General features: G+C 70.8%; 17 protein-coding genes. 9 read left to right on the top strand and 8 right to left on the bottom strand.

Features of this window, described 5'->3' with window-relative positions; all coding sequences use genetic code 11:
* Positions 1–78 precede the first annotated feature (78 nt).
* The 5 genes from JOE64_RS14835 to JOE64_RS12005 all read left to right on the top strand — a co-directional run bounded on the left by JOE64_RS14835 (position 79) and on the right by JOE64_RS12005 (position 4,125).
* Positions 79–840 (top strand): GNAT family N-acetyltransferase, encoded by a 762-nt coding sequence (locus JOE64_RS14835; RefSeq protein WP_204964465.1) that lies wholly within the window; start codon positions 79–81, stop codon positions 838–840.
* Positions 841–959: 119 nt separating this feature from the next.
* The gene (locus JOE64_RS11990; RefSeq protein ID WP_239531763.1) at positions 960–1,385 is read left to right on the top strand and encodes a glucose-6-phosphate dehydrogenase; all 426 of its coding nucleotides are present in this window, start codon (positions 960–962) and stop codon (positions 1,383–1,385) included.
* A gap of 49 nt (positions 1,386–1,434) precedes the next feature.
* Entirely contained in the window at positions 1,435–2,196 is a 762-nt protein-coding gene (locus JOE64_RS11995) for an SDR family NAD(P)-dependent oxidoreductase (protein WP_204964466.1), read from the top strand.
* A 79-nt stretch (positions 2,197–2,275) separates the two neighbouring features.
* On the top strand, positions 2,276–2,773 hold the full coding sequence (locus JOE64_RS12000; RefSeq protein ID WP_204964467.1) for a hypothetical protein: 498 nt from the start codon (positions 2,276–2,278) through the stop codon (positions 2,771–2,773).
* A gap of 377 nt (positions 2,774–3,150) precedes the next feature.
* A complete protein-coding gene (locus tag JOE64_RS12005) occupies positions 3,151–4,125 on the top strand; it encodes an o-succinylbenzoate synthase (RefSeq protein WP_204964468.1) in 975 nt (324 codons plus the stop codon).
* A gap of 107 nt (positions 4,126–4,232) precedes the next feature.
* Here JOE64_RS12005 and JOE64_RS12010 read toward each other — a convergent pair whose 3' ends face one another.
* Positions 4,233–4,889: a TetR/AcrR family transcriptional regulator gene (locus JOE64_RS12010; RefSeq protein WP_271202479.1), complete on the bottom strand. Its 657-nt coding sequence runs from the start codon at positions 4,887–4,889 to the stop codon at positions 4,233–4,235.
* A 172-nt stretch (positions 4,890–5,061) separates the two neighbouring features.
* Between JOE64_RS12010 and JOE64_RS12015 the strand changes: the two genes are divergently transcribed.
* Together JOE64_RS12015 and JOE64_RS12020 are read left to right on the top strand one after the other, a co-directional pair.
* Complete coding sequence (locus tag JOE64_RS12015) at positions 5,062–7,989, top strand: MMPL family transporter (RefSeq protein WP_204964469.1); 2,928 nt, start codon at positions 5,062–5,064, stop codon at positions 7,987–7,989.
* The gene (locus tag JOE64_RS12020) at positions 7,986–10,007 is read left to right on the top strand and encodes a YhgE/Pip domain-containing protein (protein ID WP_204964470.1); all 2,022 of its coding nucleotides are present in this window, start codon (positions 7,986–7,988) and stop codon (positions 10,005–10,007) included. The genes JOE64_RS12015 and JOE64_RS12020 overlap by 4 nt, the downstream gene beginning before the upstream one ends.
* Positions 10,008–11,084: 1,077 nt before the next feature.
* Here JOE64_RS12020 and ccsB read toward each other — a convergent pair.
* The 6 genes from ccsB to JOE64_RS12050 all read right to left on the bottom strand — a co-directional run bounded on the left by ccsB (position 11,085) and on the right by JOE64_RS12050 (position 16,782).
* Positions 11,085–12,179 (bottom strand): c-type cytochrome biogenesis protein CcsB, encoded by a 1,095-nt coding sequence (gene ccsB, locus JOE64_RS12025; protein ID WP_204964471.1) that lies wholly within the window; start codon positions 12,177–12,179, stop codon positions 11,085–11,087.
* 10 nt (positions 12,180–12,189) lie between these two features.
* Complete coding sequence (gene resB, locus JOE64_RS12030; RefSeq protein ID WP_204964472.1) at positions 12,190–13,968, bottom strand: cytochrome c biogenesis protein ResB; 1,779 nt, start codon at positions 13,966–13,968, stop codon at positions 12,190–12,192.
* The gene (locus tag JOE64_RS12035; RefSeq protein WP_204964473.1) at positions 13,949–14,728 is read right to left on the bottom strand and encodes a cytochrome c biogenesis CcdA family protein; all 780 of its coding nucleotides are present in this window, start codon (positions 14,726–14,728) and stop codon (positions 13,949–13,951) included. Before JOE64_RS12035 ends, resB begins: the two co-directional genes overlap by 20 nt.
* Before the next feature lie 34 nt (positions 14,729–14,762).
* Positions 14,763–15,422 carry a TlpA family protein disulfide reductase gene (locus JOE64_RS12040; protein ID WP_204964474.1) on the bottom strand — a complete coding sequence of 220 codons (660 nt, stop codon included), beginning with the start codon at positions 15,420–15,422 and terminating at the stop codon, positions 14,763–14,765.
* Positions 15,419–16,048, bottom strand: coding sequence for a histidine phosphatase family protein (locus JOE64_RS12045; protein ID WP_204964475.1), 630 nt, complete (start codon positions 16,046–16,048; stop codon positions 15,419–15,421). The genes JOE64_RS12040 and JOE64_RS12045 overlap by 4 nt, the downstream gene beginning before the upstream one ends.
* A gap of 80 nt (positions 16,049–16,128) precedes the next feature.
* On the bottom strand, positions 16,129–16,782 hold the full coding sequence (locus tag JOE64_RS12050; RefSeq protein ID WP_204964476.1) for a DedA family protein: 654 nt from the start codon (positions 16,780–16,782) through the stop codon (positions 16,129–16,131).
* A gap of 190 nt (positions 16,783–16,972) precedes the next feature.
* Between JOE64_RS12050 and JOE64_RS12055 the strand changes: the two genes are divergently transcribed.
* Positions 16,973–17,911 carry an NmrA family NAD(P)-binding protein gene (locus JOE64_RS12055; RefSeq protein ID WP_204964477.1) on the top strand — a complete coding sequence of 313 codons (939 nt, stop codon included), beginning with the start codon at positions 16,973–16,975 and terminating at the stop codon, positions 17,909–17,911.
* 24 nt (positions 17,912–17,935) lie between these two features.
* Here JOE64_RS12055 and JOE64_RS12060 read toward each other — a convergent pair whose 3' ends face one another.
* The gene (locus tag JOE64_RS12060) at positions 17,936–18,328 is read right to left on the bottom strand and encodes a winged helix-turn-helix transcriptional regulator (RefSeq protein ID WP_204964478.1); all 393 of its coding nucleotides are present in this window, start codon (positions 18,326–18,328) and stop codon (positions 17,936–17,938) included.
* A gap of 96 nt (positions 18,329–18,424) precedes the next feature.
* Here JOE64_RS12060 and aspS point away from each other — a divergent pair, with 96 nt between their 5' ends.
* A complete protein-coding gene (aspS, locus tag JOE64_RS12065) occupies positions 18,425–19,765 on the top strand; it encodes an aspartate--tRNA(Asn) ligase (protein WP_204964479.1) in 1,341 nt (446 codons plus the stop codon).
* Positions 19,766–19,772 lie beyond the last annotated feature (7 nt).

Genomic DNA, 19,772 nt, shown 5'->3' on the forward strand with positions numbered 1-19,772 from the left:
GCGATGCCCGCGGGCCCGGGTACGGGGCCCTCCCCGGTGCGGGAGGCCGCCCGACCGACCCGCACATAGAGTCGGAGGATGATCCTCGAACATGCCGTCCTTCCGATCCGGCCGGGCCAGGAGATTGATTTCGAGCGGGCCTTCGCCACCGCGCGTCCTCTGATCGAGTACCAGCCGGGGTGCCGCTCGGTCACCCTCCGGCGCAGCATCGAGACGCCGTCCGCCTACCTCTTGCTCGTCGAGTGGGACAGCGTCGAGGCGCACACTCAGGGCTTCCGTCGATCGCGCGAGTACGAGCGCTGGCGCGAGCTGCTGAATCCCTTTTCCACACCGTTCCCGGCCGTCGAGCATTTCGTCGACGTCGCGACGGAAGGGCCGGAGATCCGGCCGCTCACGGCGGCGGAGATCGGATCGGCTCCGTTCCTCGCTCTGCTGTGGGAGGCTGCGGGCGTCGAGACCGAGGCGCTGCGCCGCATCCGCGACGACGAACTCCCCTCGCTCCGAGTGATCGGAGCGGTCCCCTCCGAGGTCAGCGGTTTCGCGGCCTTCGACGAGCGAGACGGGTACCTCGAGCTGCACTACATCGCGGTGGCCGACACCGCGAGAGCCGACGGCCTCGGATCGCGGCTCGTCGACGCCGCCCGACACAGTGCACCGCACCTCGAGCTCCACGCGGGCACGGACGACGACGCCGTCGGGTTCTACCGACGGCTCGGCTTCGCGATCGCTCCGGCACCGCGTGACCCGCGCTGGCCGGAGCGCCCCCGCTACACGTGCACAATCGCGCCGCTCGATACGTCCTCCGCCCCGGACGCCCCGCGCCCGCTGCCACAGCTCTGAGTGCGCAAGGCCGGACCGGTGCGCGGCGGGTGTGCCGCACCGATGCGCGCCAGGCCCCGGCCGCACCGGCGGCACGGACGGCATGGGACAATGAGGGACGGCGCATCTCCCCCGAACGGATGCCGCCGGAAGGGCTCGTCGTGCAGATCCGCAACTCCTCCGACTGGCGGGATGCCCTCCCGTTCGAGCTCCCCGTCGCGGCGGCGGACGCGGTTCCCGGCGACCCGACCCGGTGCGCCGGGTGCGGACCCGAAAGCGAGCCGTGGCCGCGCGAAGCCCTGTGGGTCGTCAAGCACCGGCATCCGACCAACCCCGCCGGGTTCGTCCGCTTCTACTGCGCCGACCACAAGCCGACCCCGAAGCTCGCCCCCGCTCCCGCCGCTGCTCCCGAACGGGCGCGGCGCACCCGGGCGGCGTCGTCCGCTGCGCCGCGCAAGGTGGCCGCACCGACGATCCCCGAGCGGCCCGCGGTGTTCTGCCCCGACTGCTTCGTGCAGGTGCCCGCCACGGGCGTCTGCGGGATGTGCGGCACGCAGGTTTTCTGACGTCCTCCGGCTCGGCGGCACCCGTCGCGGGCGGGCTAGCGTGACAGCCATGAGCGCTCTCGAAGGCACCGTCGCACTGATCACCGGGGCATCCAGCGGGATCGGCGCTGCCACCGCTCGCGCCCTGGCCGATGAGGGCGCGGCCGTCGCCCTCATCGCGCGTCGGATCGATCGGCTGCACACGCTGGCGAGCGAGATCACCGCCGCAGGGGGCCGCGCCGCGGCGATCGTCGCCGACATCACCGACCGGGCCCAGGCCGAGGCCGCCGTCGCCCGCACCGTCGGCGAGTTCGGGCGCCTCGACATTCTCGTCAACAATGCCGGTGTCATGCTCGTCGGTCCCATCGAGCAGGCGCCGATCGACGAGTGGGACCGCATGATCGACCTGAACCTCACGGCCGCACTGTCGATGACGAAGGCCGCACTCCCGCACCTGCTGGCATCCGCCGCCGACGATCCGCGCCGCGTCGCCGACATCGTGAACCTCTCGTCGACCGCCGGACGACAGGTCAAACGGGGCTCGGCCGTCTACAACCTCACCAAACACGGCCTCGGCGCGTTCAGCGAATCGTTCCGGCAGGAGTTCAGCGCCCGGTACGTGCGGATGGCCCTCGTCGAGCCCGGCGCCGTCGACACCGAGCTGCGCGACCACATCCGCGACGGAGTGCGCGAGGGGAACATCGACCGGATGCGCACCCTCGACCCCCTGCAGGCCGATGACATCGCCGAGGCGGTCCGCTACATCGTGACCCGACCGCGGCGCCAGACGATCAACGAGCTGCTGATCCGCCCCACCCTGCAGAACGACTGAGCCCCGTCCGCGGACGCACACCGGCGGCGGGCGCGGGCCCGGCCTGGTCATGCCTGCAGGCATCCGTCAGACTGTGCTCATGAACACGCCGACCCGGTCCGCCGTCGGCCTCGCCGCCCTCGGCACGCTGCTCGTCGTCGCCTACGCCGCGTGGGCTGCATTCCAGATCCTCGTCCTCAACCCGCTCGCCGCCGTGCCGGGGATGTCGGTCGGCGATGTCCACGCCGCGATGACCGCGGCCGAGCAGTGGACGGGCCCCGCGAGCGTCTACGCGCCGCTCGGCGTCGGCGTGCTGCTCGCGGTCGGAATGTTCCTCGTCGTCATCTCGACCGGGACCCCCGCGATCACGACCGTCGCCGCCTACCTGGCGCTTCTCGTGCTGGGAGCTCCCGGCTACTTCTGGGCCTCCTTCGGCGTCGGCATGGGTCTCGCCGACACCTTCAACATCGGCGGAGGCGATCACTCGCCGTGGTCGCTGCCGCTGTACGCCGTGAGCCTCGCGGCACTCGTCGGGCTCGCGGTCATCGGGGCATCCAGCCTGTTGCGCCGCCCCCATTCCGCCGCCGCACTCGCCTAGCCCCCGCCCGCGCGCCGCCGCGCCGGGCCGCGCGTGACTCGCCGCGTGCTCGTGGCGACCCGTGAGAAACCACCCACGTCACGAGAAACCACTCGTGCACTGGTTTCTCGTGACGAGAGTGGTTTCTCGGCCCGAGAAACGAGCGGCGGGCAGGCCGGGACGATGCGCGCCTTTGGCGGGCAAGGCGCCCGCAGCACCATCCCGTCCGCCGGCTGGGCCCGCACGTGCAGGAGTGACGGCGAATCCCATGCCACAGCAGCCTCTCCAGCCTCAGAAGTCCCACCCGCTCCTGCAGTTTGGCGGGCAAGGCCCCCGAAAACCCCGCCGACCAGGGCCCGAGGCAACGCCGTCGTCGCGTGGGGAGGATCATGGATGCCATGACGCCCTCGCTGGACACACTGCTCCGCACCGCGCACGTCGTGTCGCTGCCTCTCGTCACCCGATTCCGCGGGGTCGATCTGCGCGAAGCAGTGCTGTGGGAGGGCCCGGAGGGATGGACCGAGTTCTCGCCCTTCCTCGAGTACGAGGATGCCGAGGCGGCGGTCTGGCTCGCCGCCGCGATCGACTTCGGCTGGGCCTCCACGCCGTCCCCGCGGCGCGCGACGGTGCCGGTCAACGCGACGGTCCCGGCGGTCGCACCCGAGGAGGTCGCCGCTGTCTTGGCGCGGTTCGACGGATGCCGCACCGCCAAGGTCAAGGTCGCCGAACGCGGTCAGCGGCTGGCCGACGACGTCGCCCGGGTGCGCGCGGTCCGCGCCGCGATGGGACCGGAGGGCCGCGTCCGGATCGATGCGAACGGCGGGTGGAACCTCGACGAGGCCGAGCGGGCCCTGCACGCTCTCGCGGAGTTCGACCTCGAGTACGTCGAGCAGCCGTGCGCCAGCGTCGATGAGCTCGCCGACCTGCGCGCCCGCGCGGCGGACTGGGACATCCCGATCGCCGCCGACGAGAGCGTCCGGAAGGCATCCGACCCGCTCGCCGTCGCCCGGGCGGGAGCGGCCGATCTCCTCGTGGTGAAGGCTCAGCCACTCGGCGGGGTCGCCCGGGCCGCCTCGATCGTCGCCGAGGCGGGGCTGCCTGCCGTGGTCTCCAGCGCCCTCGACACGAGCATCGGCCTGTCGATGGGGGTCGCTCTCGCAGCTGCCCTTCCCGAGCTTCCCTACGACTGCGGCCTCGGCACAGCCTCGCTTCTCGCCGCCGACGTGACGACCCGCCCGCTCCGTCCGCGCGGCGGTGTGCTCCCCGTCGAGCGAATCGAGCCGGATGCCGCCCTGCTCCGCCGCCACGCCGCGACTCCCGAGCGTCGGCGATGGTGGCTGGCGCGCGTGGAGAGGTGCGCTGCACTGCTCTGATCCGAGCAGCCGCGACGCGGATCACGGTCGTCAGGCGCCGCGCGAGCGCCACGCACCACGCGCTGAGCGCCACGGCGTCACCGGATCCCGACGCGCACCGGCGCGGTTCAGCGGAAGAGGTGCGCGCTGTCCTCGGTGACGAGAGCGACCACCAGGATGTCGAGTCGTCGGCGCAGCGCGTCGGCGATCTCGTCGGGGTCCTGTCCTCTCATGGCGGCGACCGCACAGGTCTCGTTCGAGACGTCGACCAGGATCCGCGCGGCGTCGGCGACGGGGATCCGCAGCCGCATCCCGTACGTCGACATGATGTGCTCGAGAAAGCCCTGGATGCGAGCGATCACGCGGCGCTCGAGCCCCAGGAAGGCTTCGGCGACTCTCGGATCGCGCATCGCCTGCACCCGGATCTCGGTGAGCAGCTGCGGATCGATGCCCTCTCCGAAGGGGGCGCCCAGCCGACCGACCAGCTCCGACACGTCGATGGGCCCGTCCGGTTGCAGGCGTTCCACCCGGCTCGCCACGGCGTCGAGCTTCGCATCGGACAGCTGCGTGATGAGTTCGAGGAACAGCTCGTCCTTCGACTCGAAGTTCGAGTAGAACGCGCCGCGGGTGAACCCGGCGCGCTCGCAGATGGCTTCGACGGATGCCGCGTCCATGCCCACCTCGGCGAAAACGAGATGCGCCGCGTGCAGCAGTCGCGCGCGCGTCTGCTCGCGTCGCTGGCTCGCGGGTCGGCTCGTCACCGCCCGGTCGTCGGTGTCGTCCACGTCGCATCCTCCTCTCGAAATCGACCGGCATCGAGCCCGTCATCGCATCCACATCGACTGTTCAGGGTTGCACGTCTTTCTGAGCTTAGGATACATCTGTGTATCGGATACAGCGCTGTATCGGGAAGATCCCGTTCATCCGTTCCACCACTCTTGCGAAACCGGAGCACGCGTGTCCACTCTCCTGTACTCCCTCGGCCATTGGAGTTACCGCCATTCCTGGCGCGTCCTCGTCTCGTGGCTCCTGCTGCTCGTCGTCGCCGGCGGCGCGGTCGGGGTCGGCGTCGCGACCGGAACGGTGAAGGGTTTCGACAACTCCTTCGCGATCCCCGGCACCGAGGGTCAAGAGGGCATCGAACTCCTGAACCGCACGTTCCCGCAGGCGAGCGGCACGAGCGCGCAGTACGTCGTCGTCGCCGCGCCCGGCCAGCGCGTGACGGATGCACCCTACCGAGACGACATCGCCGCGACGGTCTCACAGCTCGGCACCCTCGACGGGGTTCTCGCCGTCACCGATCCCTTCGACAAGAACGTCGCGGGCATGGTCAGCGACGACGGCAATGCGGCTCTGATCCGCCTGCAGTTCCAGGGGAACGTGACCGACGTCCCGGCCGCGACGAAGACCGCCCTGGAGGACACGTCGACCTCTCTCGGCTCCGAGCTTCCGCCGGGCTCGACGGTGGTCGTCGGCGGCGACCTGTTCTCGACCTCGTTGCCGGCGCTGTCGATCGTCGAAGCCGTCGGCGTCCTCATCGCCCTGTTCGTGCTGATCGTCACCTTCCGCTCCCTGGCGGTGGCGTTCTTCCCCCTCGTCAGCGCGATCATCGGCGTGGTCCTGTCGATCGTGCTCATCTACGCCTCGACGGCCGTAGCGACGGTGTCCTCGACCACCCCGATGCTCGCGATCATGCTGGGTCTCGCCGTCGGCATCGACTACGCGCTGTTCATCGTCGCCCGACATCAAGACCAGGTGCGCGCCGGTGTCGACCCGGAGGAGTCCGCCGCTCGCGCCACCGGCACGGCCGGCTCGGCGGTCCTGTTCGCCGGGGTCACGGTCCTCATCGCTCTCGTCGGACTGGGCTTCGCCGGCATCCCGTTCCTCACGACGATGGGCCTCGCCGCTGCGGCGGCCGTGGCGGTGGCGGTCGTCGTCGCGGTCACCCTCACCCCGGCGCTGCTCGGGTTCGCGAAGGGCCGCGTCGCCGGGTGGGGCTACGCCCTCGGCCACGGCGTCCCGCTCGGTCGGCGCCGCACGCGGAAGGCTCAGGCGTCGAGCCCCGCAGCCGCAGCCGGTGACGAGGCGACCGAGCCGTCGGATGCCACGCTCGCCTCCGCTCCGGCGGACGCCCCCGCCGCCCCGGCGAAGCCCGGCCGCACCAACCCCTGGATCGCGTTCGTCACGCGGCATCCCGTCGTCACGACACTCGCCGTGGTCCTCACCCTCGGGATCATCGCGATTCCCGCGTCGAGCCTGCAGCTCGCCCTGCCGAACGCGGGCATGCAGCCCGCCTCGAGCCAGGCGCGGCAGGCGTACGACCTCACGGCGGAGCACTTCGGCCCCGGGTCCAACGGCCCGCTGATCCTCACCGGCACGATCGTGACCTCGACCGACCCGCTGACGCTCATGGCCGACCTCAAGTCCGACGTCGAGAAGATCCCGGGCGTGGAGCGCGTGGCGATCTCGACGCCGAACCAGACCGCCGACACGGGCCTCGTGCAGATCGTGCCGACGACGGCGCCCGATTCACCCGAGACCGCTGACCTCGTGCGCACTCTGCGCGCCCACCACGACGAGTGGCAGAAGACCTACGGGATCGATCTGAAGGTCACCGGCTACACGGCCATCGCGATCGACATCTCCGACCGACTCGGCGCCGCGCTCCTTCCCTTCGGCCTCTTCGTGGTCGGTCTGTCGTTCGTGCTGCTGATGATCGTGTTCCGCTCGATCTGGGTGCCGCTGAAGGCGACGCTCGGCTATCTGCTGTCGATCCTCGCCGCCTTCGGCGCGGTCGCCGCGGTCTTCGAGTGGGGCTGGCTTGCCGACGCGCTGCATGTCACCCGCACGGGGCCGGTGATCAGCTTCATGCCGATCATCCTGATGGGCGTGCTGTTCGGCCTCGCGATGGACTACGAGGTCTTCCTCGTCTCGCGCATGCGCGAGGACTTCGTGCACGCTCGCCGTGACAACGGCGGAAAGGGGACCCGGGCGATGGCGCTCGCCGCGGTGCGCAGCGGATTCACGGCGTCGGCGCGGGTGGTGACCGCCGCCGCCGTCATCATGTTCGCCGTCTTCGCGGCGTTCATCCCGGAGGGCGACACGTCGATCAAACCCATCGCGTTGGGCCTCGCCGTCGGCATCGCGGTGGACGCCTTCCTCGTCCGCATGACGCTCGGCCCGGCCATCATGACCCTGCTCGGCGACAAGGCGTGGTGGATGCCGCGTTGGCTCGACCGCGTCCTCCCCCACTTCGACATCGAGGGCGAGGCCGTCGAGCGTGAGCTGGCCCTCACCGCGTGGCCCGAACCGGGTTACACGGGCGCTCTGGCCGCGGACGCACTCGCCCTGCGCACGGCTGGCGACGACTCCGAGGTGCTCTTCCGCGATGCGTCGGTGCGGCTCGATCAGGGCGGCACCCTCGTCGTCACCTCGCCCGATCCCCGGATCGGCCGCGCCTTCGCGCTCACCATCGCCGGGCGCATCGATCCGAGCGAGGGCCGGTTGCGGGTCGCCGGGCACCTCCTTCCCGGCCGTGCCCCGTGGGTGCGCGCGCACGTCGGCCTTGCGATGCTCGACGGCGCCGCCGACCCGCTCGTCGAGCTGCGGCGCGCGCTCTCGCGCGGAACGACCCTGGTCGTGATCGACGGCGTCGACTCCCTCGTGGGGGCCGACCGCGATCAGGCCGCCGCGCTCGTGCGGGATGCCACGGAGCGCGCCGCGGCACGCCGCGGCGACCACGGGCATCCGCTCACCATCGTCGCGTCGACGCGTCACGAGGGCGCCGCCCTCGAGTTCTTCGCCGACGCCCACCGTCCGAGCGTGACCGCGCTCGCCCTCTCGTCCGGTTCCACCGACTCCCCCACGAAGGTGATCTCCGCATGACTTTCCTCGAACGCGCCCGCACCCGTCGCCCCGTCACCTGGCTGACGGTGGTCGGTGTGCTGCTGCTCCCCGTCGTCATCGGCGGCATCCTCGTCGCCGCGCTCTACAACCCCACCGAACGGCTCGGGAACGTCCGCGCCGCGATCGTGAACGACGACCAGCCGGTCACGATCAACGGGCAGATGGCACCGCTCGGCCGTCAGCTCTCGGCCGGCCTCGTCGCCGGGTCCGATCAGGTGCCGAGCAACCTCGACTGGGTGATTTCGAACGATGAGGATGCCTCGGAGGGACTCGCGAACGGCACCTACAGCGCCGTCATCACGATCCCGAAGGACTTCTCGGCCTCGGCGACCTCCACGGTTCCCGGCGGCTCTCCGCAGAAGGCGACGATCCAGGTGCAGACGGCGCCCGACGCCCGCGTCGCCGACGACGTCATCACGGCGCAGATCACGCAGACCGCGGCATCCGTGTTCGGCGGCGCGGTCTCGGAGCGCTATCTCAGCAACGTCCTCATGGGCTTCACGAACCTGCACGACCAGCTGGGTCAGGCCGCCTCGGGCGCGCACCAGCTGACCACCGGCGCCCAGCAGGCCGGGAGCGGTGCGACGCAGCTGGCCGACGGCGTCGCACAGCTCTCGACCGGTGCGGCGCAGCTCGCCGCGGGTGCCGAGCAGGCATCCGCCGGCGCGGCGCAGCTGCCGTCGGGAGCGAGCCAGCTCGCCGGCGGCGCACGTCAGCTGAGCGGCGGCATCGGCGACCTGGCATCCGCTCTCGACACGACGGCGGCGAAGGTCGTCGACCCCGACCTGAAGGGGGGCGCGGCCGCGACGACGGGTGCCGCCGGTGCCGCCGTGGCGCAGACGAAGGCGTTGGGCAGAGAGATCGGTGCCATCGCCGCGAGCTGCGCGAAGGAGGGCGGTTCGGATCAGCTGTGCGGGCAGATCGTGGCTCTGATCGGCGACCCGGAGAGCAAGACTCCCGCCGACGGCACCGTCGCGGCGGTCGGCCGCGCAGCGGGCACGGCACAGTACGCCGCGGGCCTCACGGCAGGCGGCATCGACCAGCTCATGACGCAGACGAGTGCGGGGCTCACGACCGCGGCGAACGGCGCGCGTCAGCTGCAGGCCGGAGCGAACGGGCTCGCCTCGGGCGCCGACCAGCTCGCCGCGGGCGCCTCGTCGCTGTCCGACGGGGTCTCGCAGCTCGCGAGCGGATCGGCCGGGCTCGCCCAGGGGACGTCGGATCTCTCCACGGGCGCCGGGTCGCTGGCGACCGGGGTGAACCAGCTCGCGACGGGCGCCGGCTCGCTCGCCGGAGGTCTCGACACGGCGGTCTCGCAGATCCCGACCTACTCGCAGCAGCAGGCCGACTCGACGGCGAAGGTCGTCGCCGACCCGGTGACGACCTCGGGTCTCGGCACGACGCTGTTCGGTGCCGCGGCCATTCCGCTGCTCGCCGTGATCGCCCTGTGGTTCGGGTCTCTCGCGACGTTCGTCCCGCTTCAGGCCGTGCCCCGGCACGCGCTCAGCTCGCGCCGCTCGTCGGCGACGCTGGCGCTGCGGAGCCTCGCCCCCGCCGCCGCGATCGGCGCCGCGCAGGGCGTGCTCGTCGCCGGAGTCGCTCAGATCGCCGCGAAGTACGACGTCGGGACTCTCCTCGCTTTCGGGGGCCTGTGCGTCGTCGCGGGCGTCGCCTTCGCCGCTGTGAACCAGGCGCTCGTCGCCGTGTTCGGAGGCGCAGGACGCTGGGTGTCGGCGCTCGTGGGCGTGATGGCGCTGGCCACCGGGATCGTCTCCACGATCCCTGGCATCCTCGCCGGGGTCGCCGGCGTGCTGCCGACCTCTCCGGCGTACACCGCCCTGTTGGGGACCGTCACCTCGGCGTCGGGAATCGGGGCGGGAATCGGCGGCATGGTCCTCTGGGCCGCGCTGGCATTCGTCGCCACGATCATCGCGGTCACGCGACGCCGCTCGACCACCGCGCGTGTGCTGCTCGACACCCCGGCCGCCCTCGCCTGATCCGACCGCCCTCGCCTACCCGACGGCAAATGACGGCGCCGCCCGGCAGATTCTGCCCGGCGGCGCCGCCGTCTCTGCGCGCCGTCGTTCCTGCGCCCCGTCGTCTCTGCGCCCCGTCGTCTCTGCGCGTGCGTCTGACGCGCGCCACTCGCCACTCGCCACTCGCCACTCGCCACGAGAAACACCTCCCGGCGCGAGAAACCACGCCCGCACGTGTTTCTCACGCCCGACATGGTTTCTCACGCGTACGCGGCGCGCTGCCCAGGCATCCACGCCCGCACCTGCCCCGGCGCGGCACGGCGCGCCCGCCCCTCGCGAGAAACACCTCCCGGCGCGAGAAACCACGCCCGCACGTGTTTCTCACGCCCGAGATGGTTTCTCGCGCGTACGCGGCGCGCTTCGCAGGCATCCACGCCCGCACCTGCCCCGGCGCGCCCGCCCCTCGCGAGAAACACCTCCCGGCGCGAGAAACCACGCCCACAGGTGTTTCTCACGCCCGAGATGGTTTCTCGCGCGCATGCGGGCAGGATGCCCCATGGCCACGCACCCAGGGCGCGTGCCGCGGTGCGGCCGCAGGTCACGAGAAGCCTCTCCCCGCCACGAGGACGCCGCCCCACCGCGAGAAACGCATCCGCGCACGAGAAACCACGCCCGCACGTGTTTCTCACGCCCGACATGGTTTCTCACGCGTACGCGGCGCGCTGCGCAGGCATCCATGCCCGCACCTGCTGCGGCGCGCCCGACCGCCACGAGAAACGCCTCCCAGCGCGAGAAACCACGCCCGCGGGTGTTTCTCACGCCCGACATGGTTTCTCACGCGCATGTAGGCAGGACGCCCTACGCACACGACGCGCGTGCCACGGTGCAGTCGGAACTCACGAAAAGCCGCTCGACACGAGAAACCCGTCCCCGTGCGAGAAACCACGCCCGCAGGTGTTTCCCACGCCCGACATGGTTTCTCACGCGCCCGGGTGTTTCTCGCGAGCTGCGCACGCCCTCACCGCGCGAACGCCACCGCATCCGCAACCGCAACAGCCGCCGCAACAGCAGCAGCAGCAGCAGCGCGACGGATGCCGGTCAGTTCAGACCGCTGTAGACGTGCAGCCCCTTGAAGAACATGTTCACGATCGTGAAGTTGAACATGACGGCGGTGAAGCCGATGATCGAGAGCCACGCGGATCGGGTGCCGCGCCAGCCGCGGGTCGCCCGCGCGTGGATGTACCCGGCGTAGAGCACCCAGATGACGAAGGTCCACACTTCCTTCGTGTCGAAGCCCCAGTAGCGACCCCAGGCGTCGTTGGCCCAGATCGAGCCGGCGATCAGGGTGAACGTCCAGAAGATGAATCCGATGATGGCGAAGCGGTAAGCGAGCGATTCGAGCATGTCGGCCGAGGGGAGCGTACGCAGGAACCGCGGACCCGACCGGACGGGGCGGTCGGCATCCGCGCCGGCTCCCGTCGCGTCGGCGGCGATCGCGAGACGCTCGCGGCGCGCCTGCATCAGCTGCATGACCGACAGCGCGAAGGCGAGGGCGAACAGGGCGGTCGCGAGCGACGCGACGAAGACGTGGATGACGAGCCACACGCTCTTGAGCGGGTCGGAGAGGGGCACGACGATGGTGTAGAACCAGATCGCGGTGGCACCCAGCAGCACCGTCACGAGGCCCGTGATGAACGTGCCGAGAAAGCGCAGGTCGTAGCGCAGCAGCACGATCAGGTAGACGAAGACGATCAGCATCGTTCCGGTCAGGGCGAACTCGTACATGTTCGACCACGGCACGCGACCGGCCGCGATGCCGCGCGTGATGTCGGCGGCGACGTGGAAGAGGAAGCCGAGCACGGTCAGCGACGTGCCGATCCTCGCCCAGACGTAGCGCTGACGTGCCCCGGGACGCGCCTCGAGGTCGGCCGCCGCCGCGACCTCCTCCGCACGGATCCGTGCGATCGACGACTGATCGCCCGCCCCGGTCGCTCCCGCGGCGCCCACGCCCGCGCCGACGAGCTGGCGCGCGGCGACGCCGTCGCGGGTCGCGGCATCCTTCGCCTTGACGGCGAGGTCGGAGCGGCGGGCGAGGTCGACCGCGTAGGCGATGAAGGCGAGGGCGTAGATCGCGATCGCCGTCCAGACCAGCAGGACCGAGACGCTGTCGAGCGAGAAACCGGCTTCGGGCATGCGTGTCAGTCTACGCGGGGCGTCCCGCGATGGACGGGCCGTCCGTGGCCTCCGCGGGGGTGGCGGATGCCTCGGAACGCCCGAGGCCTGCGGCATCCATCCCCTTCTCGTGCTCGCGCTGCAGGTCGGCGACGGCGACGGCGATCGCGGGATCCTCGCCACGGGCGAGCCCGGCGTACTCGAGCCGGATGCCACCGGCATCCGGCGTCGCCTTGACCCACATGCGTCGGCGCGGCACGAAGAGCGCGGCGAGCAGGCCGAGCAGGGCGATGACGGCGAAGGCGAGGACGAACGGCGCCCCCACGTCGCGGTGCACCGACAGCGACACGTAGCGCTTGACCTGCTCGCGCGCCCCGCTCGCGGAGGCATCGTCGAAGGTCACCGATCCCAGACCGTTCGGCAGCGCCACGGTCTGGCCAGGCGTGAGCTCGAGCGACTTCACGTTGATCGAGCGACCCGTGAGCTGGGTCATGCCGCTCGTGTCGAGCGCGTAGACGTTCCGGGGTGTGCCGTCGTTGATCCCGAGGTCTCCCGCGTAGACGTCGAGGGTCAGCAGCGGGCTGGCCAGAGCGGGATAGGCCGACGTGAACGCCCCCGTGTGCAGGGTCGCCGCGGTCGGATAGAAGAAGCCGACGAGCCCGACCTGCTCGGCGAGCCCGTCGGGCACCTTGACGACACCCAGCGAGGTCATGTTCGTGTCTTGCGGCAGGAAGGCGACATCCTCACGGAAGACGACATCGCCCGCAGGGTTTCGCACCGTGATCGTCGGAGCGTAGCCGTTCCCCATGAGGTAGACGCGGTCGCCCGCCATGTCGACCGGGTGGTTCACCCGGATCGTCTTCTTCTCGGGGTCGTGCCCGGGCTCCTGCGTCGTGAGGTTCGCGGCGAACGACCCCGCCATCCCCTGGCCCGGCTGCCCCGGCGGCACGTACGAGACGTCGAAGCTGTCGAGGGTCAACGAGTACGGCGGCAGGTGCTCGGTGTCGACGAAGCGGCCCGGGTTGAACGAGGTGTAGCCCAGGGCGAGCGAGTTGACGAAGTTGTCGCCTTCGACGATGACGGTCTGCCCGGTGTAGGTCAGGCCGCCGCCGACGCCGACCGACAGCAGCACGCCGACGAGGGCCGCATGGAAGACGAGGTTGCCGGTCTCTCGCGCGTAGCCGCGCTCTGCAGAGACGGATGCCACGGCGGGCGCCGATCCGCGAGCGGGCGTGTCGTAGCGCTCGACGCGGTAGCCGGCCTTGCGCAGCTGCGCCTGGGCAATCTCGACGGCACGCTGGGCCTGCACCGTGGCATCCCCCATGGCATCCGTCGACCCGTCCGCGCCCTCGGGCAGCGCGCGGAAGCCCTCGGCGTGGTCGTCGAGCCGCGACAGGCGGGCGGGCGTGCGCGGCGGAAGCGCGCGCAGGGCCTTCCAGTGATGCTTCGTGCGCGGGATGACGCACCCGATCAGCGAGATGAACAGCAGGATGTAGATCGCCGAGAACCAGGCCGACGAGTACACGTCGAACAGCTGCATGCCGTCGAGCACCGGGAAGATGTCGGGGTGGTCGGCGCGGAACTGCGTGACGCCGTTCGGGTCGGCCGTGCGCTGCGGCACGATCGAGCCGGGAATCGCGGCGATGGCGAGCAGCAGCAGCAGGACGAGCGCGGTGCGCATGCTGGTGAGCTGACGCCACCCCCAGCGAAGCCATCCGACGACGCCGAGAACGGGCTGGGCGACCGGGGTGCCGTCGGCGTGATCGGCGGGACGCAGCGGGTCGGTGACGTCAGAGCGGGAGTTCGACACTGCCGATCACCCCCTGCAGCTGCGACATGACCGAGGTCCAGACGCCGGTGACCATGAGAAGACCGAGGACCACCAGAAGCACACCGCCGACGATGTTGACCGCGCGAATGTGACGGCGCAGGAACGCGACCGAGCGCGTCGCCCAGCCGAAGCCGATCGCGAGGAGGAGGAAAGGGATGCCCAGGCCGAGGGAGTACGCCACGGCGAGCAGCACGGCACGCGCCGGGTCGCCGCCGGTGAGCGAGATCGAGAGGATCGCGGTGTACGTCGGGCCGATGCAGGGTGCCCAGCCGATGCCCGTCGCGACGCCCAGAAGCGGCGCTCCGGCCAACCCCAGCCCGGTGCGCACCTGCGGCTTGACGGTGCGCTGGGCGAAGCCGACCAGCCCGAGGAACACGAAGCCCATGAGGATAACGACGACGCCGAGTACGCGGGTGATGACGTCTTGGTACTGCACGACGAAGCGGCCCACCGATCCGGCGAGCACTCCCATGGCCACGAAGACGAGCGTGAACCCGGCGATGAACAGCAGGACACCGAGCAGCAGTCGCCCACGACCGGAACGCGCCGTCGACGACGACGCAGCGCGGGTGCCGCGTGCCGCGCCGCGCAACGGGTCGACCGCGCCGCCGAGGAAGCCCAGGTAGCCCGGGACGAGCGGCAGGACGCACGGCGAGAGGAACGAGACGAGCCCCGCGAGCAGGGCGATCGGCACGGCGAGCCACAGCGCGCCGTCGAAGACGACCGACCCCGCGTTCACGGGCGGATCCCGACGCCGGGGGCGGGCCGCGCCGTCACGACGCCTCCGCCGCGACGTCGTCGACGACGGTGCGCAGCACCGATTCGCTCTCGACCTGGCCGATGAACCGCGCCGCGACGCGACCCTGGCGGTCGAGGACCAGCGTGATCGGCACCGACTGCAGCGGCGTCCACGAGGCGAAGGCCAGACGCAGGTCGGCGTCCTCCTTGGCGAGCAGAGAGGGGTAGGTGATCCCGTACGACTGCTCGAAGGCGGTCGCCTGCTCGGGCCCGTCGTAGATGTTGACCCCGAGGAACGTCGCACCGTTGGCCGCGACGGCCTGCGCCGTGCTCTCCAGCACCGGCGCCTCGGCACGGCACGGGCCGCAGCCCGCGTACCAGAAGTTCAAGACCAGCACCCGGTCGGCGTAGTCGGCGTTGGTGACGGTCGACCCGTCCACCGCCTTGCCGGTGAAGGCGACGGCGGCCCCGCGCTGGTCGGCGGGGATCTCCTGCACGCGGCCGTCACCGGAGATGAAGCCCTTGTTGCTGCCCTGCCGGTACGAGTCGATGAGGCCGTCGTTGGCGCTCGTGCAAGCGGCGAGCCCGAGCGACAGCGCGAGGGCCGCGACGGATGCCACGGCGGCGCGCGCACCACGTGACGCGCCGCGGCGGCCCAGCCGGCCCCAGGTCGTGCGGACGGGTCGGTCGGTCATACGGCTCCCACATCGATGCTCGTGCCGGTCGCGGCCGGTTCGACGTACGCGACTTCGCGCCAGGCGCCGTCGCGGCGCTCGAAACTCGTGATGCTCGACAGCGCACAGCGTCGACGGCGCGGGTCATGACGCAGCTTCTCGCCTGCGACGGCGAGGTGCGTGATCCAGATCGGCAGCTGGTGCGAGACGACGACGACGTCACCGCCGTCAACGGCTGCCCAGGCATCCCGCATTGCGGCATCCATCCGCTCCACGACCTCGAGATAGGGCTCGCCCCAGCTCGGGATCTCAGGATCGGTCAGGTAGCGCCAATTGGCGGGGTTCAGCACGGCCCGCTTCATCCGCTTGCCCTCGAAGACGTTCGTGGGCTCGATGACACGGTCATCGATGACGGCGTCGAGGCCGAACGTCGAGGCGAGCGGCTCGGCCGACTCTCGCGTGCGCTGCAGCGGCGACGCGTAGAGGGCGGCGACTCGGCGACCCGAGGCCGACAGATGCGCGGCGGCAGCGGCGGCCATCTGGCGTCCGTCCGCGCTCAGCCGGAAGTTCGGCAACCGCCCGTACAGCACCCGGTCGGGGTTGTGGACCTCGCCATGGCGCACGAGGTGGAGACGGTCGGCGGGCACCGCTCAAGTCTACGGGCGCCGGGTCTGTGGGCGGGCTGGGAGAGCCGTCCGTCGGGACGGAGAACCAGCAACCGCCGCGATCAGGCGGCGTCGGAGTCGGCGGGCCGCCCGCGCAGCTGACGCACGCGCGCAACGGTGAACCAGATGAGCGCTCCGGCCACGGCGACGATCACGGCGTACTGCACGATGCCGGCGTGCTCCTCGACGATGTGCCACTGCTCGCCGAGCAGGTAGCCCGACAGCACGAACACGGCGTTCCAGAGGAACGACCCGGCGAGTGTCAGCAGACCGAACCTGACGAGCGGCATGCGCGTCACCCCCGCGGGGATCGAGATGAGGCTGCGGAAGATGGGGAGCATCCGGCCGAAGAAGACGGCCTTGCCGCCGTGCCGGTGGAACCAGGCGACCGTGCGGTCGACATCCTGCACGTCGAGCAGCGGCATGCGCCGCACGACCGCGCGCAGGCGCGGCAGTCCCAGCCAGGCGCCGATCCCGTACAGCGCGAAGGCGCCGACGACCGACCCCGCGGTGGTCCAGAACAGGGCTTCGGCGAGAGAGAACGAACCGCGCGCGGCGGCGAGTCCGGCCATCGGCAGGATCGCTTCGCTCGGGAGGGGCGGGAAGAGGTTCTCGAGCGCGATCGCGAGACCCGCGCCGGGTGCACCGATCAGGTGCATGAGGCCGACGACGCCGTCGACGAGAGCGGTGAGCCAGGAGCCGTCCGGAGTCGTCATGGCCCCGACGCTACGGGGGCCGGGTGACGAGAACCTGAGCGGATGCCGGGCGGGTCCATCCCGGGCACTTTCCGGTGCCCGGGCACCGGAAAGTGCCCTCTCGTGTGGTCTGACCACCGCGTCTAGCGTGAAAACAGATGCCACGACGGCATCCCGGTCGGCACACCGACCGCCCTTCACGGAGAGAACCATGTACGTCATCACCGGCGCCGACGGCCAACTGTCGGGCAAGATCATCGAGAACGTCCTGCGCGAGGTCGACGGGGATCAGGTCGTCGTGACCTCTCCGGTGCCCGAGCGCATCGCCCCGGACCGCGTGGAGCGCTGGAGTGCCGCCGGCGTGACCATCCGCAAGGCCGACTATGCCGAGCCCGACGAACTCGCCCGCGCCTTCGACGGCGCCGATATCGGGTTCATCATCTCCGGCATGATCGTCGGCGAGGTGCGCCAGCAGCAGCACCGGAACGCGATCGACGCGTTCGCGAAGGTCGGCGTCGACCGGATCGTCTACTCGTCCTTCCTCGGCGCGGACGCCGAGGAGACCACCCAGGTGGTCACGGTCGACCATCACGCGACGGAGGAGTACATCCGAGCCTCGGGTCTGACCTGGAACGTCTTCCGAGACAACCTCTACCTCGAGAACTATCTGTACGCGTTCGGCCAGATCGCCCTCGACGAGGGCCGGTGGCGCACATGCGCGGGCGACACGCAGGCGACCCTCGTCGCCAAGGACGACTGCGCCGCGGTCGCCGCAGCGCTCATCCTCGGGCGCGGCGAGCGCAACCGCGGCTACGACGTGACGGGCCGCGAGCTCGTCAGCGTCCGCGAGATCTGCGCGCTGGTCTCGGAGCGCTCCGGCGTCCCGATCGTCTACGACTCGATGCCCGAAGACGACCTGTACTCCTATTACGACTCGCTGCACATCCCGCGCAAGGCGACGGGCGACTTCTCGCGCTCGCCCTACCCGTGGTGCAGCGAGGACATCGTCACGAACGAGGCCGCCATCCGCGACGGCGTCATGTCGCGGTTCTCCGGCGACGTCGAAGCCCTCACGGGGCGCGCACCGAAGACGATCGACGACCTCAGCGACGCCGCCGCGGCGCAGTGGCGTCTGCCCACCGCCCGCTGACCCGGCTCGACGCCGCCGCGCCTCTCACCCGTCGAGATGCACGGCGGCGTCATAGCGCTCCCGCGCACGCTCGACGATCGCCATGTTGTCCCTCGACCACGCGCACAGCACGTCGATCGGCTCGAGAGCACCCCGCCCCAGAGCGGTGAGCGCGTACTCGACGTGCGTCACACGGCCCGGATGCACCGTGCGCGAGATCATCCCGTCGCGCTCGATCGAGCGCAGCGTCTGCGTGAGCATCTTCCGCGAGACCCCGGGCAGCTGCCGTTCGGGCTGACCGAAGTGAAGCGGACCCTGACGCTGCAACACCCGCATGACCGCGAGGGTCCAGCGGTCGGAGATGCGCGCGAGGACGTCGCGCGCGGGGATCTCATCGACTTCGCTCTCGCGGGACGGCGGCGCGTCGGGTACAGGCATCCCCCCATCGTCCGCTCCCGACCCACCCCCTCGCAACCGCCCGCGCGCGGTCCTGAACGCCGGGCGCGACGGCGGGCCTGCGTAGACTGGACCCTCGTGAGTGAACGCACCCTCGTCAGCCAGCTGCAGTCCCGCGAAGACGGCACCGTCCAGGTGTCCGGATGGGTCGAGACCGTCCGCGACCAGAAGAAGGTGCAGTTCGTCATCCTGCGCGACGAGACCGGCGCCGTGCAGCTGGTCAACCCGGCGACGCGCCCCGACCCCGACGGTGCCGAGCAGGATGCCGCGGCCCTCGCTCTCACGGCCCTCATCTCCGAGCTCTCGACCGGCACCTTCCTGACCGTCGCGGGCGAGCTCAAGCACGACGAGCGCGTGAAGCTCGGCGGCGTCGAGATCAAGATCGGCACACTGGAGATCGCCGCGGCGGCCCTCCCCGAAACCCCGATCGCCGCCGACAGCGGCCTCGACAAGCGCATGGACTGGCGCTTCATCGACCTGCGTCAGCGCCGCAACAACCTCGTCTTCCGCATTCAGACGACCCTCGAGCACGCGATGCGCACGTACTGGGTCGAGCGCGACTACGTCGAGATCCACTCCCCCAAGCTCATGTCGACGCCCGCCGAGGGAAACGCCGAGCTGTTCGCCCTCGAGTACTTCGGCGACCAGACCGCCTACCTCGCGCAGAGCCCCCAGCACTTCAAGCAGATGGCGCAGGCCGCCGGCTTCGGCAAGGTCTTCGAGATCGGCGACGTGTTCCGCGCCGACCCGAGCTTCACGAGCCGGCACGCGACCGAGTTCACCTCGATCGACGCGGAGCTTTCGTGGATCGACTCCTACGAGGACGTCGCCCGGATGCAGGAGGAGCTCCTCGCGTTCGCCTTCCAGGCCGTGGCCGACAAGCACGCCGCAGAGATCAAGGAACTGTTCGACATCGATGTCGTCGTACCGACCGTTCCCTTCCCCCGCATTCCGCTGGCCGAAGCGCGCGAGATCGTGAAGGCGCGCGGCTACGACATCCCGCGCACCGACGGCGACCTCGACCCCGAGGGCGAGCGCCAGATCTCCGCACACGTGCAGGAGACGTACGGCCACCAGTTCGTGTTCATCACCGACTATCACCCCGAGATCCGGCCGTTCTACCACATGCGCGACGCCGAGACCGGGCTCACCGCGAGCTACGACCTGCTGTTCCGCGGCACCGAGATCACGACCGGCGCCCAGCGCGAGCACCGCATCGACGTGCTCGAGGCGCAGGCGCTCGAGAAGGGACTGTCGCTGGAGGGTCTCGAGCACTACCTCGACTTCTTCCGCTACGGCATTCCCCCGCACGGCGGCTTCGGGATGGGCCTCGCGCGCGTGCTGATGCTGATGCTCGGCCAGGACTCGATCCGCGAGGTCACCTTCCTCTTCCGCGGGCCGACGCGCCTCGCGCCCTGACGCTCGT

The sequence above is a fragment of the Microbacterium dextranolyticum genome (assembly GCF_016907295.1).
Taxonomy (GTDB): Bacteria; Actinomycetota; Actinomycetes; order Actinomycetales; family Microbacteriaceae; genus Microbacterium; species Microbacterium dextranolyticum.

Coding starts and splice junctions, on each gene's coding strand:
- JOE64_RS12060 (WP_204964478.1), bottom strand. CDS start 18,328: ATGCCTGTACCCGACGCGCCGCCGTCCCGCGAGAGCGAAGTCGATGAG.
- JOE64_RS12020 (WP_204964470.1), top strand. CDS start 7,986: ATGACTTTCCTCGAACGCGCCCGCACCCGTCGCCCCGTCACCTGGCTG.
- JOE64_RS12055 (WP_204964477.1), top strand. CDS start 16,973: ATGTACGTCATCACCGGCGCCGACGGCCAACTGTCGGGCAAGATCATC.
- JOE64_RS12050 (WP_204964476.1), bottom strand. CDS start 16,782: ATGACGACTCCGGACGGCTCCTGGCTCACCGCTCTCGTCGACGGCGTC.
- JOE64_RS11995 (WP_204964466.1), top strand. CDS start 1,435: ATGAGCGCTCTCGAAGGCACCGTCGCACTGATCACCGGGGCATCCAGC.
- JOE64_RS12000 (WP_204964467.1), top strand. CDS start 2,276: ATGAACACGCCGACCCGGTCCGCCGTCGGCCTCGCCGCCCTCGGCACG.
- JOE64_RS12040 (WP_204964474.1), bottom strand. CDS start 15,422: ATGACCGACCGACCCGTCCGCACGACCTGGGGCCGGCTGGGCCGCCGC.
- JOE64_RS12005 (WP_204964468.1), top strand. CDS start 3,151: ATGACGCCCTCGCTGGACACACTGCTCCGCACCGCGCACGTCGTGTCG.
- JOE64_RS14835 (WP_204964465.1), top strand. CDS start 79: ATGATCCTCGAACATGCCGTCCTTCCGATCCGGCCGGGCCAGGAGATT.
- JOE64_RS11990 (WP_239531763.1), top strand. CDS start 960: ATGCCGCCGGAAGGGCTCGTCGTGCAGATCCGCAACTCCTCCGACTGG.
- ccsB (WP_204964471.1), bottom strand. CDS start 12,179: ATGCCCGAAGCCGGTTTCTCGCTCGACAGCGTCTCGGTCCTGCTGGTC.